Genomic DNA, 16967 nt, shown 5'->3' with positions numbered 1-16967 from the left:
AGTCAATTATTTCTATAGCAAAGGGAGTAGGGAGTAGGGAGTAGGGAGTAGGGAGTAGGGAGTAGGGAGTAGGGAGTAGGGAGGGTGCATCTCAGTTTTGAAAATTTTCCTAGTGGTGCTTCAGGGGGGCCTTCATTTTTCGCCTCGTAGTCAGGGTTTGGACAGGCCGCCCCGTAACGCACCACCGTGTCAAACAGCAAAAATGAGATGCACCCAGTAGGGAGTAGGGAGTAGCGATGCAGCGCGGTCTTGGGGGTTTCCCCCATGAGCGACTGCATCAAGACGGGAGTAGGGAGTAGCCAATATGGCATCAAAAACTTTGACAATTTAATTTATTTAGAATTGCTATATATATCCTATAAAGTAAAAAATGATCCCCCATTATCCCCCTTAATAAGGGGGACTTTGAGGTTGAGAAGCGTACCTCATAACTGCGATAAACGCTATAAACACAATACATTGAGGAAAATTTTGAATTTTTAATTTTGAATTTTTAATTTTGAATTAACTAACGACATATATCCTATAAAGTAAAAAATGATCCCCCATTATCCCCCTTAATAAGGGGGACTTTGAGGTTGAGAAGCGTACCTCATAACTGCGATAAACGCTATAAACACAATACATTGAGGAAAATTTTGAATTTTTAATTTTGAATTTTTAATTTTGAATTAACTAACGACATATATCCTATAAAGTAAAAAATGATCCCCCATTATCCCCCTTAATAAGGGGGACTTTGAGGTTGAGAAGCGTACCTCATAACTGCGATAAACGCTATAAACACAATACATTGAGGAAAATTTTGAATTTTTAATTTTGAATTTTTAATTTTGAATTAACTAACGACATATATCCTATAAAGTAAAAAATGATCCCCCATTATCCCCCTTAATAAGGGGGACTTTGAGGTTGAGAAGCGTACCTCATAACTGCGATAAACGCTATAAACACAATACATTGAGGAAAATTTTGAATTTTTAATTTTAAATTTTTAATTAACTAACGACTTTAGTTCAAGATAGCTAAATACTCAGACACTGCTCGCTCAGTAGAAAAGTACCTTGCCCGCTCCATTAATTTATCCTGAGTTAATGGAGATTTAAGTACTTGTAACATAGCTAATGATAAAGCCGCTGAATCCCCGACTGGGACTAAAATGCCATATTGTCCTGCTGATAAAATTTCCGCTGGACCACTAGGACAATCTGTAGCAATTACTTGGCAACCACATGCCATTGCTTCAATTAACACAGTTGGTAACCCTTCCCAGCGAGAAGACAAAACCAATGCATTAGCCTTACTCATGTACGCATAAGGATTCTCCACAAAACCTGGCATAGAAACATCCTCTGCAATTCCTAGCCTGTTAATCGTTGCCTCTAATTCGCCTCGGGATTCCCCTTCACCTAAAATCACCAGACGAGCGATCATTTTTTTTCTTAAACGTGCAAACCCTTGGATTAGAGTCAAGAAATCTTTTTGAGGTGATAATCTACCAACAGCCAAAAAGACAGGAGGAGCGTCTTTGCGAAACCAAGGATGGCTCACAGGCATTTTTGATTTGGCGATTAGCTGATGATTAACCACTGGATTGTAAATTTCTCTGACTTTTCCTTGGTCAAAACCAAGTTGACACTCCAAATCCCGTGCTACTGCTTGAGAAACTCCGACAATTTCATCAGCACGAGGGTAAAACCATTTCATCAGTGGTGGCACCAATTTAGCTCGCATTAACTGAGACTTAGAAGCTGACAAAGTGTTGTGTTCCACCAACACTAATCGAGTCTTGGTACGAGCTAACTCCTTGGCTGCTACAGCAATGACGTTAGCATGAGCCAGATGAGACACTAGGGCACAAGGTCTGTTTTGTTGTAAGTAACGTGACAAGGGTTGAATTGCTTTCACAACTCGTCCGGCTGCCAAGTTAACTAGACGCACCTCCTTAGGCACTTGACTTAGATAAGGTCCGTCAGCACTGGCAAGAACTAGATCCAACTGGACATCTTGTTCCAACATCCCTTTGAGCAGGTTAACCGTTACCCGTTCTGCGCCACCGTCATAGAGAGCAGGTAGAAAAAAAGCGATATGCTTTATATCCATCATTCTTTTATAGATTATACTTTATAGCAGTTTTCAATTAATCCCTGTTACATCTGCTGTCAGTGATTTATAAAGCTGACTCCTTTGGGTAATTCAAAATTCAAAATTCAAACTTCAAACTTCAAAATAAATAAAATCATAAATTTTGAATTAATTAATTCTGGGTACAAGCCCCCACTGCAATATTATTCAGTGGTCTTCAATCAGTGGCGGAAGCCCCCACTGATTGTCATTTTGAATTAATAATTTTTAATTTTGAATTGGAGCGTTCGCGTAGCGTGACCAAAGGTCAAGCGACTTGACTGCTGACTGCTGACTGCTGACTTATAACGTCACTAAATAAAGTTTCCCAGCGTTCTATTATTGTTGCTAAACCAAATTTTTCTATAATTTTTGGAGCATAAGATGCTAGACGTTTACGCTCTTCCTGATTGGATATTAAACGATCCATTGCTGTAGCTAATGCTAACCCATTTTCACTGGGCACCAAAATCCCATTTACACCATCACGAATAACTTCTCGTGGACCACTAGGACAATCTGTTGAAACAACGGGGAGTCCACAAGCGAGTGCTTCAACTAAAACCCCTGGTAACCCTTCAAAGCGGGAAGACAAGACAAATAATTCTGACCGTTTTAAGACTGAAAAGGGATTACGAACAACCCCAGGAAAGATGACATTATCAGTTAAACCTAATTGATCTCTGAGATTTTCAAGCTCTGGACGAAGCTCCCCTTCTCCTAAAATTATAAGTTGCCAGTCTGGATGGTGACCAGCATGTTTTTTGAAAGCAGATAATAAAATATCAAACCCTTTCTGATGGGTAAGCCTTCCGATAGCAACTATCCATTTTTTACTTAAATCAGCTCCTTTAGTTTCCAGTAATTTATCCATACTAGGGATGGGATTGATACTAGCCAATGGGTTATAAATTACTGCTCGTTTGGTTTGGGGGAGCCAGTCAAAATACTGATTCACTCCATCCCCTACGCTCACCACTTTATCCGCAAAGGAATAAGTGATATGTCGCAATCTATCCCACACTTTACCACTAGAACTTTTCCGAGGATCATTCTGTTCACTTACCAGAACGGGATAGTTAGTCTTAACAAGAGCTAACAGGGTCAAGATATTGATTTGATCTAAGAAAGAAATGACGACATCAGGGTGGAGGGATTGAATGGTTCGCCTCAAGACCCACAGACGATAGAGGTTATTCCAAATTCCATGAATAAAAGTTGGTGAGTTTTTGGCGATATTAAGGGCTACTCGATTAACCCCATCGGGTAATTTATAAAAGTCAAGATAGGTGTCATCAATTGTTACCACATCAACTTGATAACCCTTATTAAAGAATCCTTTTGCTAGCAAAGCTACCGCTCGCTCAGCACCCCCACAGGAGAGAGATGACGTTACTAGTGTTAATCGCATAATTGTTTTTCAGGGTTTTTCTTTTTGATTTGGTTTTGGGTAAATAAGAGCATAAATGAGAAACAAAAGATATAGACGCAGCTAGTGGATAACGCAATGCCTTTAATTCCCAGCCATTGCATAAAGAGAATATTCAAAATAATATTAATGGCTAAATCAAATCCAGATACCCACATTAGGATATAGTTAAGTCTCATAGCTGACACCAGCCTAACCACTAGGATATTAGCAATATAAAAAGGAATTTGTAAGGCATAAAGGGCTTGAGTTTGCGCGACTAAATTAGTAGCATCAGAGGTAAATGAACCTCGTTCAAAAAGTAGCTGGACTATCGGATGAGAAAAAACAATTAGAATTATGCTTAGCGGTACAGTAATCAAAAATATCAGCCGCAGATAATACCTAAGGGTGCCACGGATTTCTTGCCAATCCTGACTAGCAACCATCTTAGAAAAATAGGGAATTACCGCAGTGCTGATCGCAATACTCATTAGGTTAATAGGAGAAGCAATTAAACCGTTGGCGTAGTTAAGTATAGAAACACTACCAGGAGACAACATAGCTGCCATGGCTTGATCAATTGGAGCAGCACTACAGATTAATAATGCTCCAGCAATCATTGGCAGATACTGGCTCGCTACCTGGCGCATAGGCTCATTAAATCCATACCATCTTGGCAGTAATGAAATACCTTGACGATGCAGTGCTATTCCGAGAATTATCAGCTCTAGAACTGTACCACTAATTAATCCAGCAACTAAGGCAAAGATTCCTAAAGACTTAAATCCTACTATCAATAGGATGCTAATCACTGGAATCATCATTGGACATAGAGCTGCTAGAGCAAAACGTTCCCCAGCATTCAAAACAGCACTCCAAATGATGGCAATTCCAGTAAGGACAACTACGGGTGCCATTAAACCAAGTAGATGGAAGGTAAGCTTTAACTTTTCGGGGTTAAACCCAGAGGCAATCAATGGTAAATAAACCAGAGCAGTAGCTACCATGACTATAGTAGTGAAGCTAAGCAGTACTAATGCCCATATCATTACTCCAGAAAACAGTTTTTGAGCGGCTGCCATTCCTTCCTGATCTCGTACACGGATATAGGTAGGAATAAACGCAGTATCAAGAGATTCAGCGATTACATTTTTTATCAAAAATACAACCAATAAAGCGATAAAAAATGCATCTAATTCATTCCCAGTCCCAAACCTCCAAGCAACTACTAATTCTTTAATAAGAGAAGAAACTTTTACAAAAGCCGTCAATAAACCAACAGTTACAATTGCGCAAAAAATTTTGCTATTCGTCGAGCCATTGACTAGCTGTTTACAGTAGATAAGCAAGCTCTGCCCTGACCAAACTCTCATAGTCTCTAAGGGAATAGGCAACAGGCAACAGGCAACAGGCAACAGGGGGAAATTTTTGTGTACCTCATGAGTATGATAATTGCTATAAACGTCATTATGATTAGAAGTTTAATTAACAACAAGGCTAGTCAATAGGGAATTGTAGCCTGTAGAGGCTTCCCAGAGATTTTGATTAGCAAGTCTGATGGAATAGTCTGGACGATTATATAATTGAGGAGCTGGATCAGGTAGGTTTAAGAAAACATCATAGGTTCCAGTTTCGATTGTGTCTGGAGTACGAGTGACAGCATTAATAACCTGAGTACTACCAGGCATCCACATCCGAGGATCCTCGTCTATAGGTAAATGGTATTCGCGACGAGTGACACGGTGACGGAGAATAATTTCCAGTGGCCGAGGATTGTAAGGACTAGCCCATCCTTCATTGATAATTTCCAATTGTATTGAGAATGTACTAGCGGGTTTTACCCTAGTAGGAATAACTGATTTAACCAGACGAAAGCGATAGCCCAAACGACGTTTAATTTTTTCTAAACACCCTTGGGTTTCCCAGTCTTCAATGATCTCAGTGGCATCACCCGGTTTGTAGTTTAATGCACTCCAGCGCATTCGTTCTAGTTCATTTAAGGCATTGGGACAATCGTCAAAAGAACTAGGATTGCAGGTTTCTCCCCCCTGTACCACATACCGATTATCCAGATTTAAAAATGTTTTTTCTTGTTCTATTATCCCCCGATCCGTATCGCTGTAAGTTCCCCAATCATCAATACTGGCTAGGAAACAATCATTAGTAGCTCCAGTTCTCCCTCGGTTAGTACCATTAAACGCTTCATCAGGGGTAAGAGGATTTTCCTGATCAAAAATTGCCATTTTATGATTGGGGTATCGTAGACCAACCATGCGTTCACTGGGTAGAACAGACAAGAGTTTAAACAAAATAGCTTTTCTATCTTCATTGTTGCTATCCAAACCATAGTAAGAACTATGCCATTCTCCCCAGTAACCAATAAACCCTGCTTCCATGTAGGCGATAACATCGTAGTTTGATGTTAATATCGGTTGCAAATCATCCAGATGGGAGAGTATGCGATCGCGGGATGAATCTTCACCACCTCCTACCCAATTATAGGAAAACCGTAGGATTAATTTAACCCCAGCTTGTCGAGCAGTATTCAAATCCTGGGATAGGGTTTGTAGAAAAGACTCTGATAACGGTTTATTTCTAAATTCGGAAATTAGGTAAACCTTACGTACTAACGTCATCTGGTTATTCCTAACCTCTTGTAGCTCAGACAGCTGTAAGGAATAATTTGATGTATTGTCCAGAGGAGTAAAGGGAATAAAAAAGCCTCGTTCTGGATTGGGAAAGTGTTCATCACTCCCTTGATAAACCGTGGTAATGTTAGAGGTCTGAGCTGTTGTCATAGTATTACAAGCAACAGTGGTGAATATCCCTAGTACAAAGACTAACTTGCTGTATTTTGCTATCTTGCTAATCACCATAATTGCTTTCTTATACTAATTGATTATCAAGTTTTATAGCGGTTTTACTTTGAATGACCTACACACCACATTTCTCCCCCCTCCTCCCCCTCCTCCCGCTCTCCCCTTAGTAGCGCTAATCGATATTTACCTCACTTCTGGAACCTCACTATTTCTGACCCTTAGTCGAGTTTAGCTAAACTCCAATCAAAGTTATCGCGGCTTCAACGTCTACGGGTTTGGAGAAAAAGTAACCCTGTCCATATTTACAGTTGAGGATTTTTAGTTGATCAATTTGCCTTGATGTTTCTACCCCGGTGGCAATTAGATCAACACCAAGATCATTGGCTAATTTAGCCACGGTTTGAACCGGTTCTAAATTTCTGTTATGTGTATTGATCTGACTGACTAGAGAGCGATCAACTTTCAAGCCATTAAACTCTCCATATAGAGAGTTAGATACTTCATGGATATACTTGATATCCGATGAATTATCAATCCCCAAATTATCCAATTGCAACTGAATACCAATGGCTCTAAGTTTGGAAAGCACCACCATTGCTTCCTCAGGATTTTTACGAATAAAACTCTCAGGAATTTCTAGCTTCAAACGATACGCATCCAAGTTAGTATCCTTGATTATTTTGTTAATCTGCTGAACTAAATCAGGTTGCAATAACTGTTGGCGACACAGATTAACACTAATGGTTATCGGTGTTTGAGTAGGAAACAGTTGTTGCCAAGACTGTAGTTGATTGCAAACTTCTCTGATTACCCACCAACCAATGGGAACAATCAAGCTAGTTGCTTTTGCTACTGGCATAAACTCTTCTGGATAAATCAATCCTAGGTTAGGATGCTGCCAGCGCAACAATGCTTCAAAACTATTAATATGCTCGTTTTCTAGGAGCATAATCGGCTGGTAGTAAAGCTGCAAATCCTGATTTTTTAGAGCCTTTTGCAAATAATCTTCCATTTCCCAGAACCCAATTTTTTTGGTGTGGGTAACTTGGCCGTTGGCTTGGTGATAACACTTGTCCAACACTTGAATCTTTTCATCAGTCCTGATCATCTTATAAATATCCGAGGATAGATTTAGGATTGGAGTAGTTTTTTTGTATTTAGGAGTGTAGCCTGGTACCAGTTGCTCCAGCAAGAATAGAATTAGATTGGTATAATTTTGAGCTGCAGCTTTACCGAGTGCTTCTACTGCATAGTCAAGATTTTTGGAAACCATGTGACTAGCATTTTTAACTACTAGCAATTTGTCGTGTAGGGTTGGTTCATATTCTTCTCCAGGAATTAGCAGTTCCTCAAATAACTTTTCTCCTGGTCGCAGTCCGGTAAAGACAATGTCAATGTCCTTACCCACTTCATACCCGGACAGGCGAATCAGTTCTTTGGCTAAGTCAACAATTTTGACCGGTTGACCCATATTGAGCATAAACACTTCACCACCCTGACCAATCACTGAAGCTTGCAAAACCAATTGAACTGCTTCTGGAATCGTCATGAAATAGCGACAGATATCAGGGTGGGTAACAGTCACCGGACCCCCAGCAGCAATTTGACGCTTAAAGGTAGGAACAACACTACCTCGGCTACCGAGAACATTACCAAAACGAACCACAGAAAAATGCCTACCACTCCTTTGAGCCGCTTGTAGCACCAGCATTTCCGCCACTCGCTTGCTGCAGCCCATAACATTGGTGGGATTAACTGCTTTATCCGTTGAAATCATGACAAAGTGTTCTACACCATATCGCAATGACAGATCTAGCAAATTTTTGGTTCCCAGCACATTGTTTGTGATCGCTTCTGGAGGATTTAATTCCATCATTGGCACATGTTTGTGAGCCGCAGCGTGAAAAACAATATCTGGTCTGAATTGGTCAAAAATATACTCTAACCGACCTGTCAATCGAATATCGGCAATAATAGTGTTAAGATTGGGAAGTCGTTCATTTTCTAAGCGATCGTATTCAAGTAGTTCTAAAACTTGGTTTAGTTCTTGCTGGATATGGAACACGGAGTTTTCTCCATGTCCCAAAAGTACCATTTCTGCGGGTTGACACTTGAAAATTTGGCGACAAAGTTCACTGCCAATAGAGCCTCCTGCTCCTGTTACCAAAACTATCTTTCCTTTCAGAAACTTAGCCACACGCTGAACATCAGTTTGTATAGGTTCGCGACGCAGCAAGTCTTCAATCTTGACATCCCGAACACTACCAACACGGATAGGATTATTGAGGATTTCATTCATACCAGGTAAAGTACTAGTTGGTACTCCTGTGGATTTACAAATATCTAAAACTTCCCGAATAACTCGCCCAGGTGCTGTAGGCATGGCGATAATAATTTTGCGAATACGTAGAGAGCGAACAACATCAGGAATGGCATCACGATTACCAACTATAGGTAGTCGCCTAATTCTTAAATTGAGCTTTTTACGGTCATCGTCAATAAAAGCGACAGGATTAAAACCCAGGGAAGGATTCTTTTGCATATCCTGGGCTAGAGCAACCCCTGCACTACCAGCACCAACAATCAGTACATTCTCCCGGCGATGAAACTTCCTATGCTTTTGGCTGACTCTTTCGACTGCACGAACACTGAAGCGAAGACTACCGACAAACAACATGCTGAGTATACCGTCAAGTAAGGGCAAGGAATTAGGCAGGCTATTTAAGGATAAATTGGTTAAACCATTAGACCAGTGAAACAATAACGTTTGAATGACGATAGCAGCAGCAGTAAGTGCGGCTATCTGCTCTAGTTCATCAATACTGGCATAAGACCAGCAACGCTTGTAGAGACCGAAGGTAGAAAATACAGTTAGTTTAACGACTAGGAACAGAATGGTTGCCAGTATAAGTCCAGATTGATAGGGGTTGATATCTAAATGATTGTTTAAGAACAGGACTAGAGCTAATACTGGCGTACTCGTGAAAATAATCAAATCAATGAGTAAAAAGTGGCTATTTCTCAGACCTAGTAACCAATTTGATAAGTTATTCGTCATCTTTTATTATCCAGTTAATTATGAAAAATTACACAGTAATTAGCTAGTAAAATTCGGCTCAAGGAACAGGGAACAGTAAACAGTTAACACAGAATTATCGATGTTTTATCCCTCTGGGGGCGTAAGTTAGTTTAACTTTATAAATCGGTGGTTAGTATAGCTAGATAAAAAATCAAAAGAAACACAACTAAAGACATATTTTTAATTTTTTTTTATAAAATTAATTGAAATTAATCTAGATAACTAGAAAAAGCAATCCCATGACTTTACTAAGTTTTTACTAAGGGTTTACTAAGTTTTTACTAAGTGTGTGGGAGTTTTTACTGATAGTTAAATGAGATGAACTTCTTAGTATAGTGGCTCATTAAATGCTCACAAGGTTGCCAGTGTGGCATAACTTTTTGGTGCTACACTGGTGGAATGATTTTGAATTGCGTTAATAGATTGTTTTATAAAATTTAGGTAAACCTAACGTTATAGTTTTGATGAATTTTTATAAACGATAGACATCCTAAATCATTTGTGCAAAAGAACCAATGGTGAAATTCGGCTCTGTCTCGCCCCTCTTTCCCCTGCTCCCCTGCTCCCCTGCACTAATTTACAACCTGCAACCTGCAACCTCGAACCTTAAACCTGCAACCTTAAACCTGCAACCTCGAACTTTCAACCTTGGCCTTTGGCCACGCTACGCGAACAACCTGCAACCTGCAACCTTGGCCTTTGGCCATTGATTGGGCTTGGTAGCGGATATTAGCTTGTATGAAGCTCACCCCACCTGAACGAGGTGGGGGTGTTCTATGCTAATCTAGGACTAACCTTTGCCCAAAGATCACATAAACAGACCCAGCTTCTAGGTGGTCGTCCAGAGTTTTTACTGAAACGACCCTCACCACCATTTCTGTGAGTGAGTTTAATTACACCTCTAGCACCGATATTGTAAGCGCCATTAAGATTGGCCGTAGGCCACGCTACGCGAACGGCATTAAATTGCTTACCTGAGGAGAAGGTTGCTAGGGCATAATTCTTTGAATTACGTTTAACTTTGCCCGAACCATCATAGGCAAGTTTTGAGCTATAAGCTGCTACAACTTCTACTATCTTGCCGCCCAATTCAGCCCACTTCATCTCAGTAAAATCACGAATTTTTGCTTTAAGCCAACCGTGAAACCTTTGTCGAAGGTTAGACCGTTTACGTCCCCCTTTTGGTTTCCAACCCTTAAGGTTCTCAAATACGATTGCTAAGGCCGTAGGCCACGCTACGCGAACAGAGTTGAACTTTTCAGCAATCTCGACAATTCGCTTAGAGACAATGTGACCGATTTGGGTGTTGATTCTTCGGCATTTTTGATAGGTCTTAGAGCAAAAACCTTTATGAAGTTTTCCGCCCTTACCCATCGTTTTAGATGCTCGTACGGATACAGATTTTAGTCGCTTATCCCTACGGTCTATGTCTCTCCCGGGATGAATGAAATTAAACTAAGCCGGAGAGTCGCCCCTCCGACTCGTCTTCAAAACCGTACGTGACACTTTCGCATCATACGGCTCCTCATCATAGGAACTATTGCCATTAGTACCTCTAGAATGGATTCTCATCTAATTCTGAAGAATTGATTTTGATTCCGTGTTTAATGTCGTGACAATGGAGGTGTAATAATTCCAGATTTTTGTCTGAATCATTTCCTCCTAATGAACGTGGTAAAATGTGATGTTTTTCCAGTAAATCTCCGTCCCTGAAGATAAGGCCACAATGAGCGCACTTCCCTTTTTGCCTTTTCAAAAGCCTTCCCTTTTGACTGGTCATTTCAGGATGTTTTCTCATTCTGGTGTTCCAATAAATAAGGTCGCCATCATAGGGGCTGCGGGTTTTCTCGATTTTTACATGCCTTACAATTTTTGTTTCGGCGTGTTTAGGAAGGTAGTTTTCTTCCTTATCCATGAATACCCAGTTGTCCACCTTGAGTTTTTCTCCTGGTTTCTTGGCCTTTTCTATTTTGGTTCCCCAGTATTTCTTGTATACCCAGGTTCTTGATTTTTTGGGATGTCTTCTATACCCCCATCTTCGGAGTTTGTTCCAAAGCATGTATCCTAGTTTTGTGTATGTTTCCTTGCTACAGACTCCTCTGTAATAGTTACACCATCCACGTAGAATAGGCTTTAGGTGTTTTATTAACGCCTTTTGGGGAGCGGCTCTATGTCTTTCTATAACATTTGAGAGCTGCCTGAAATGCTTTGAAATTGCTTCTTTAGATGGTTTGACTAACGTTTTAAAGCCTTGTTTTGAATGGTTTTTCCCCACTTTGTATTGACGGATATTGAATCCAAGGAAATCGAATCCGTCAAAAGTGTGAACTATTTTTGTTTTACTGGGCTTTAATTCCAATCCCATGTCTTTTAACCATGTATTGATGACTTCCTTACAGTCTTCTACCACGTTTTGGTTTTTGTGCATGATAACGAAGTCATCTGCATATCGAATCAAACTTATTGCTCTTTTATTGTCCCTTTTACATCCGGGCATTGATTCAGCGTATTGTTCAATTCTTTCTTCCATTCCGTGGAGGGCTATATTCGCTAAAAGTGGAGAGATGACTCCACCTTGAGGGGTACCCTCTTCTGTAGGTGAGAATGTTCCATTATCCATCACACCGGATTTCAACCAGGACTTTATTAATCGTCTCATGGATGGATATGTATTTAATTTAGTTAGAAGTGCATCATGGTTGATTTTATCGAAGCATTTGGCGATATCCGCGTCGAGTACCCATTTGGGCATACGATTGGTGGCCACAAATATAGCTTCTATAGTATCATGACATGAGCGTCCTGGTCTAAACCCATAAGAATTAGGTTCAAATTTTGCCTCCCATTCAGGTTCTAGTGCCTGTTTGGTGAGTGCTTGTAGAGCACGGTCATACATGACTGGGATTCCCAAAGGCCGTTTTTCCTTCTTTCCAGGTTTGGGAATCCAGACCCTTCTGGTAGGTTGTGCCTTTTTTGAGATTTTTAGGTCGGCTACTAAGGTGAGACGTTGCTTATTATTTAAAGCTTTAATCCCATCTATTCCGGCAGTCTTTTTACCTTTGTTCTCTTGGGTGACCTGTCTAACCGCAATCATTTTTGCTGACCAGGACTTTGTTAGTGTTTTTTGGAGTTTTCTTACCACGCTCACATCACCACGTTGGGAGGCTCGATATATACGTTTTTGCAACTTAAACACTGTCATTTCTAACTTTCGCCAGTTGACTTTGTTCCATTCCGACTGTGGGGCGAACCCCCGAGTTTTAGACTTATTCATTGCTATTCACATCCATATCTTTTCCTATAACGTGAGTCTGTCAGCATATCCTGGATGTTACTCCAGACGTTGGCTTTTGACTCAATCTTGCCCTTATACCACTTACGGCTAACTACCTACTCGGAATGTTCGACCTTTCCGAGAGTGTATATAAGGGTTACTTCGTTCCTGATAACCATTCTTTGGACTTTTAGGGCGGTACTTTTCACCGGGAATATATGAAGGAAATCTTTACAAGATGTGAAAGCCTTGTAAACCATATTCCGTTGCCTTTTGTCTGTAGTGTTTCAACCTGTTTCAACTACGTAATCCTTACGATGATTTAGACATACCTTTCTTTCGTACCCATGAGTCCTTTGCCTGTTACTAACACCACCTTCAGGTTAGTAGTGCTTCACTGTTCGACCCTTGCACCAATCCATGAGTTTGTTAAGTTCATGAATCAGGGTAAGGCTGTCACTCGGATTTCGCGAGGGGAGGTCTTTCACCTCCATGGTTATCAAGTTGTCATGGTTCAAGTGAACCAAGCAGTTAGTCCCCCTTACCCTTATTGGGTTCGGTTTATAACTAACGAATCGCACTTCCCTGTGGATTACAGTGCCGCTATGGGTTACAACTGATATTGTAGCAGTAGTATTAATTCCCAGGTCTATCGCAGTAACGTTAGCTTCTGGTTTTCTTTTTTCTGGTTTACAGGTAAATGGAACGGATAAGTGACAGCTCCTTTCATTTAAAACCAATGATGGGGACATCATTTTGTTAGTTGCAACCAGGTGACGCTCTCTGAGGCCAGTGATTTCAACGGTAGCCCAAACCCAGTCATATCCATTGAAAACCTTGATTTCGACTTGGTCATAACCATGCAGTTTGTAACATTGTCCCTTGTAAAGGGAGGGATAACAGCCGGTGTCTGCATTTAGCTTTGGAGGCTTAGCATCCTTTCTTTTTCTGCCTCCCGACTGCCACTCCCGATAACGAGTAACAAAGCTACTAACAAGACCTGCAGAGAAGGCAATCGCAGCACGACGTAGATAGCTAGGAAATTTATAAAAGGCTTTGTTGAATTGAGGGTATTTAATACTAGGACGTTTAGCTGTTTGATGCATTAACTTTTCGACAGCCGGAGTTAGTTGATCTGCTGTCAGTTCTCCCAGTTCAGACCAGTGAGTGTAAATAATACCAACTAAAAACTGACAAGCGTGGCGATATACCTCAACCGTTTTCCCTAGCAACTCCTTTTGCTCTGGGGTTGGGTTGAGTCGCCACTTATCAGTTCTTAGGATTTTATTTGGCGTTTTCACTGGCTCAATAAACTATCATATAGTTAATATTATAGCTTACAAAATACAAGACGACAATCGCTTATTGGTGTTCCATTTTTTGGCAATTGTTGTTGTCGCTCCTTAACCCCCACTTGGACGAAGTGGGGGAATGCGTCGCGATTTTGTTCAACCGATTGAGGGCTTCACCCAAGCGATCGCATTCCGCAATCAAACTAATCCGCACATACCCTTCACCCCCGATGCCAAAAGCATTTCCTGGGGTGAGGACTACTCCAGTTTGCTGCAAAACATCCAGGGCAAAATCCGTTGAACCTACCCCAACAGGGCAAGGAACCCACAGATACATGGTTGCCTTGGACTTAGGAATCTGCCAACCCAACTCGGCCAAACCCTCAATCATGAAATCTCGGCGGCGGCGGTAACGGTTTTGGACATCTTGAAGGTAAACATCTGACAGTTGCAAGGCAGCTTCAGCAGCGCTTTGTAAGGCAGCAAAGATGCCATAGTCCAGATTAGTTTTTAAAGTACGCAACCCTTGAATAATGCGGCTATTCCCCACTACAAAGCCAACGCGCCAGCCAGCCATATTATAAGTTTTGGATAGGGTATGGAATTCGACACCAATATCCTTAGCGCCAGGAATTTCCAGCAAACTAGTAGGCTGATAGCCATCAAATGCTAATTCGGCATAACATAAGTCATGTACCAGCAGAATTGAGTACCGACGGGCAAACGCAACAATTTCTTCAAAAAACTCCCTTGGGGCGGTAGCGGTGGTCGGATTACTGGGATAGTTAAAATAGAGTATCTTAGCTCGTTGGGCAACCTGATCCGGAATTGCCCCTAAATCAATCAGCCAATCATTTTCCGGTTTCAAAACCAAGCTGTGAATTTCCCCCCCAGCAATCAACGGACCCCGGAAGTGGACCGGATAAGCAGGAGAAGGTACTAAAATCAAATCTCCCGGATTCACATAGGCCAAGGCTAGGTGAGCTAGTCCTTCCTTAGACCCTAACAGAGGTAAAGCTTCACTGTCCGGGTCTAGCTCCACATCATAGCGGCGGTGATACCAATTTGTAATTGCCCGACGGAAACTAGCAGTCCCCTCAAAGGGAGGATAACCGTGGTTAGCGGGATTTTTTAAGGCTGCGATCGCTGCTTCGATCACCGGCTGCGGTGCTGAACCATCAGGATTACCCATCCCCAAGTCAATCAAATCCAGCCCTTGCTCACGGGCTCTTGCTTTTAATTCATCTAAACGAGCAAATACATAGGGAGGGAGTGCGCTTAGTCGTTGTGCTGGGGTAATCAAATCTACCATCATCAGTGTCAGGTTTAGAAGTTAGCCGGTTGAAGGTCAAGACCTATAATTTTTGACTTTGGCCAAAAGGCCACGCTACGGGAAGGAGTTGAGAGCCAGTATAAGGTGAAAATGCTAGTAATATTAAAGGGTATCAGGTTTGAGCTCAAAATCTGCAACCTGCAACCTTCAACATTTTTGAATTAAGAATTAAGAATTAAGAATTAAGAATTAATTCTGCATTCTGACAGACAACCTACCCTACACCGAATACGGGGCGAACAACCGGCAACCGGCAACCTGACAACGTGGAACCTAAACTACACCGAATACGGGGCGAACAACATTGTTGAATGAAGAATGTGTAATTCTAAATTCTACATTCTTCATTCTTCATTCTTCATTCTGACAGACAACCTTCAACCGTTGAGGTTGTCAAACTTAACTGCTGACGACTCCCCTCAACTAAGACCCTAGTAGAAACCATTGCTGCCATCAGCTGTTCTGGAAGCACCTTAAACGGAAGCCGATGAATATCAGAATTTTCCCCACAGGCAATCTCAGCTGCTTTCTGTAACTGAGCCAAGGTAATCGACCCTAATCCCAGGTCTTGGAGAGTTTGGGGCAAACCAAGCTCACCATAAAACTTCAGCAACTGTTGCCGTGCTGATGCTGCCAGTTGGTTCCCCTGAAGCATTTCTTCCAAACGCAGCTGCACTAAAATGCCATAAGCCACCTTTTCACCATGTAAAGAATCGTGAGCTGCTGGGATATGAGTTAAACCATTATGTACAGCATGGGCAGCAACAGTACGACATCGAGCTCCACCCAAGCCCCCAATCACACCAGCCAGTAAAACTGTTGCATCGACAACTTCCCGCCAAACTTCACTACCAGGTTGGGTTAGAGCATCAACGGACTTTTGGAACAAAATATCTCGCAATACCCTTGCCTGTTGGACAGCCGCAATAATTAGAGTATCTGTAGCGCTACCACTACTAACTGAAGCTTCGTACCACTTCGCTAAGGCATCACCAATCCCAGCAACTAGGGTACGTTGGGGCGCTGTCTGAATCAAGCTGTAATCAAGTACCAATAAATCTGGGCAACGGTCAAGTCCAACATCATACAGGAAAGCCCCATGGTCAGAATAGATATTGGATAGAGCTGTCCAAGCGGCACAGGTAGCAGCAGAGGTGGGTACAGTAACCACAGGTAACTGGCACTGGTGCGCTAGGATTTTAGCAGTATCCAACGCCTTACCTCCGCCAATCCCAATAATCAAGTCAGATTGATGAGCAGCAACAGCTTCTGAGAGTTTAGCTAAAGACTTCTCACTGCAATCAGGACTGTAGGATGCGCATTCATAACTGAGTTGATGCTGTTCCAAAACCGATTCCAGTGATGAGGCTAGGGTAGCCAGAGTATGCTGGCCTCCTACAATCAAAGGACGATTTCCCAACCGTGCGATCGCATTTCCTGATTCTGCCAAGGAGCAACGCACTACTTGAGTCGGTGCCACGTTTAGGGAAAGCAAGGAGGTAGGTGCTTGTTTGGTCATGCCTGTAGCCCAAATAAACTTATTGGTTTGGTAAGGTGAGTAATGACCTTACTGGGGGATAGGTCTTTTATTATACATTTTGCCCAACTTACAGGGGTTAGGGGTTAGGCATTAGG

The 16967-nt window shown here is 41.7% G+C and carries 10 protein-coding genes and 2 pseudogenes; 1 reads left to right on the top strand and 11 read right to left on the bottom strand.

Going from position 1 to position 16967, the window contains the following annotated elements; genetic code table 11:
- Window positions 1-2 precede the first annotated feature (2 nt).
- The 6 genes from BJP34_RS40205 to BJP34_RS19040 form a co-directional block, all read right to left on the bottom strand.
- Window positions 3-278 (bottom strand): hypothetical protein, encoded by a 276-nt coding sequence (locus BJP34_RS40205; RefSeq protein ID WP_149031056.1) that lies wholly within the window; start codon window positions 276-278, stop codon window positions 3-5.
- Window positions 279-1011: 733 nt separating this feature from the next.
- The gene (locus BJP34_RS19060) at window positions 1012-2106 is read right to left on the bottom strand and encodes a glycosyltransferase (protein ID WP_070393700.1); all 1095 of its coding nucleotides are present in this window, start codon (window positions 2104-2106) and stop codon (window positions 1012-1014) included.
- 286 nt (window positions 2107-2392) lie between these two features.
- Window positions 2393-3535: a glycosyltransferase family 4 protein gene (locus BJP34_RS19055; protein WP_070393699.1), complete on the bottom strand. Its 1143-nt coding sequence runs from the start codon at window positions 3533-3535 to the stop codon at window positions 2393-2395.
- A complete protein-coding gene (murJ, locus tag BJP34_RS19050) occupies window positions 3526-4950 on the bottom strand; it encodes a murein biosynthesis integral membrane protein MurJ (RefSeq protein ID WP_229423934.1) in 1425 nt (474 codons plus the stop codon). Before murJ ends, BJP34_RS19055 begins: the two co-directional genes overlap by 10 nt.
- A 66-nt stretch (window positions 4951-5016) precedes the next feature.
- Window positions 5017-6411 (bottom strand): DUF4832 domain-containing protein, encoded by a 1395-nt coding sequence (locus BJP34_RS19045; protein WP_083305256.1) that lies wholly within the window; start codon window positions 6409-6411, stop codon window positions 5017-5019.
- Window positions 6412-6586: 175 nt separating this feature from the next.
- Window positions 6587-9412, bottom strand: coding sequence for a polysaccharide biosynthesis protein (locus tag BJP34_RS19040; RefSeq protein ID WP_070393697.1), 2826 nt, complete (start codon window positions 9410-9412; stop codon window positions 6587-6589).
- 536 nt (window positions 9413-9948) lie between these two features.
- Between BJP34_RS19040 and BJP34_RS19035 the strand changes: the two genes are divergently transcribed.
- Window positions 9949-10143, top strand: a complete 195-nt coding sequence (locus BJP34_RS19035) for a hypothetical protein (protein WP_070393696.1) — start codon at window positions 9949-9951, stop codon at window positions 10141-10143.
- A 64-nt stretch (window positions 10144-10207) separates the two neighbouring features.
- Here BJP34_RS19035 and BJP34_RS47650 read toward each other — a convergent pair.
- The 5 genes and pseudogenes from BJP34_RS47650 to BJP34_RS19010 form a co-directional block, all read right to left on the bottom strand.
- Window positions 10208-10882: pseudogene (locus BJP34_RS47650) on the bottom strand (IS200/IS605 family accessory protein TnpB-related protein); the annotation flags it as partial.
- Between the two features lie 106 nt (window positions 10883-10988).
- Window positions 10989-12707: a group II intron reverse transcriptase/maturase gene (ltrA, locus tag BJP34_RS19025; protein WP_070391404.1), complete on the bottom strand. Its 1719-nt coding sequence runs from the start codon at window positions 12705-12707 to the stop codon at window positions 10989-10991.
- A gap of 581 nt (window positions 12708-13288) precedes the next feature.
- Window positions 13289-14008 (bottom strand): annotated as a pseudogene (locus BJP34_RS19020) (IS200/IS605 family accessory protein TnpB-related protein); the annotation flags it as partial.
- Between the two features lie 61 nt (window positions 14009-14069).
- The gene (locus BJP34_RS19015; protein WP_229423933.1) at window positions 14070-15314 is read right to left on the bottom strand and encodes an aspartate aminotransferase; all 1245 of its coding nucleotides are present in this window, start codon (window positions 15312-15314) and stop codon (window positions 14070-14072) included.
- Between the two features lie 376 nt (window positions 15315-15690).
- On the bottom strand, window positions 15691-16851 hold the full coding sequence (locus BJP34_RS19010; RefSeq protein ID WP_070393695.1) for an iron-containing alcohol dehydrogenase family protein: 1161 nt from the start codon (window positions 16849-16851) through the stop codon (window positions 15691-15693).
- Between the last annotated feature and the right edge of the window lie 116 nt (window positions 16852-16967).

This window comes from Moorena producens PAL-8-15-08-1 (assembly GCF_001767235.1).
Classification (GTDB): Bacteria; Cyanobacteriota; Cyanobacteriia; order Cyanobacteriales; family Coleofasciculaceae; genus Moorena; species Moorena producens_A.
This window is presented reverse-complemented; position numbering and strand designations above follow the sequence as displayed.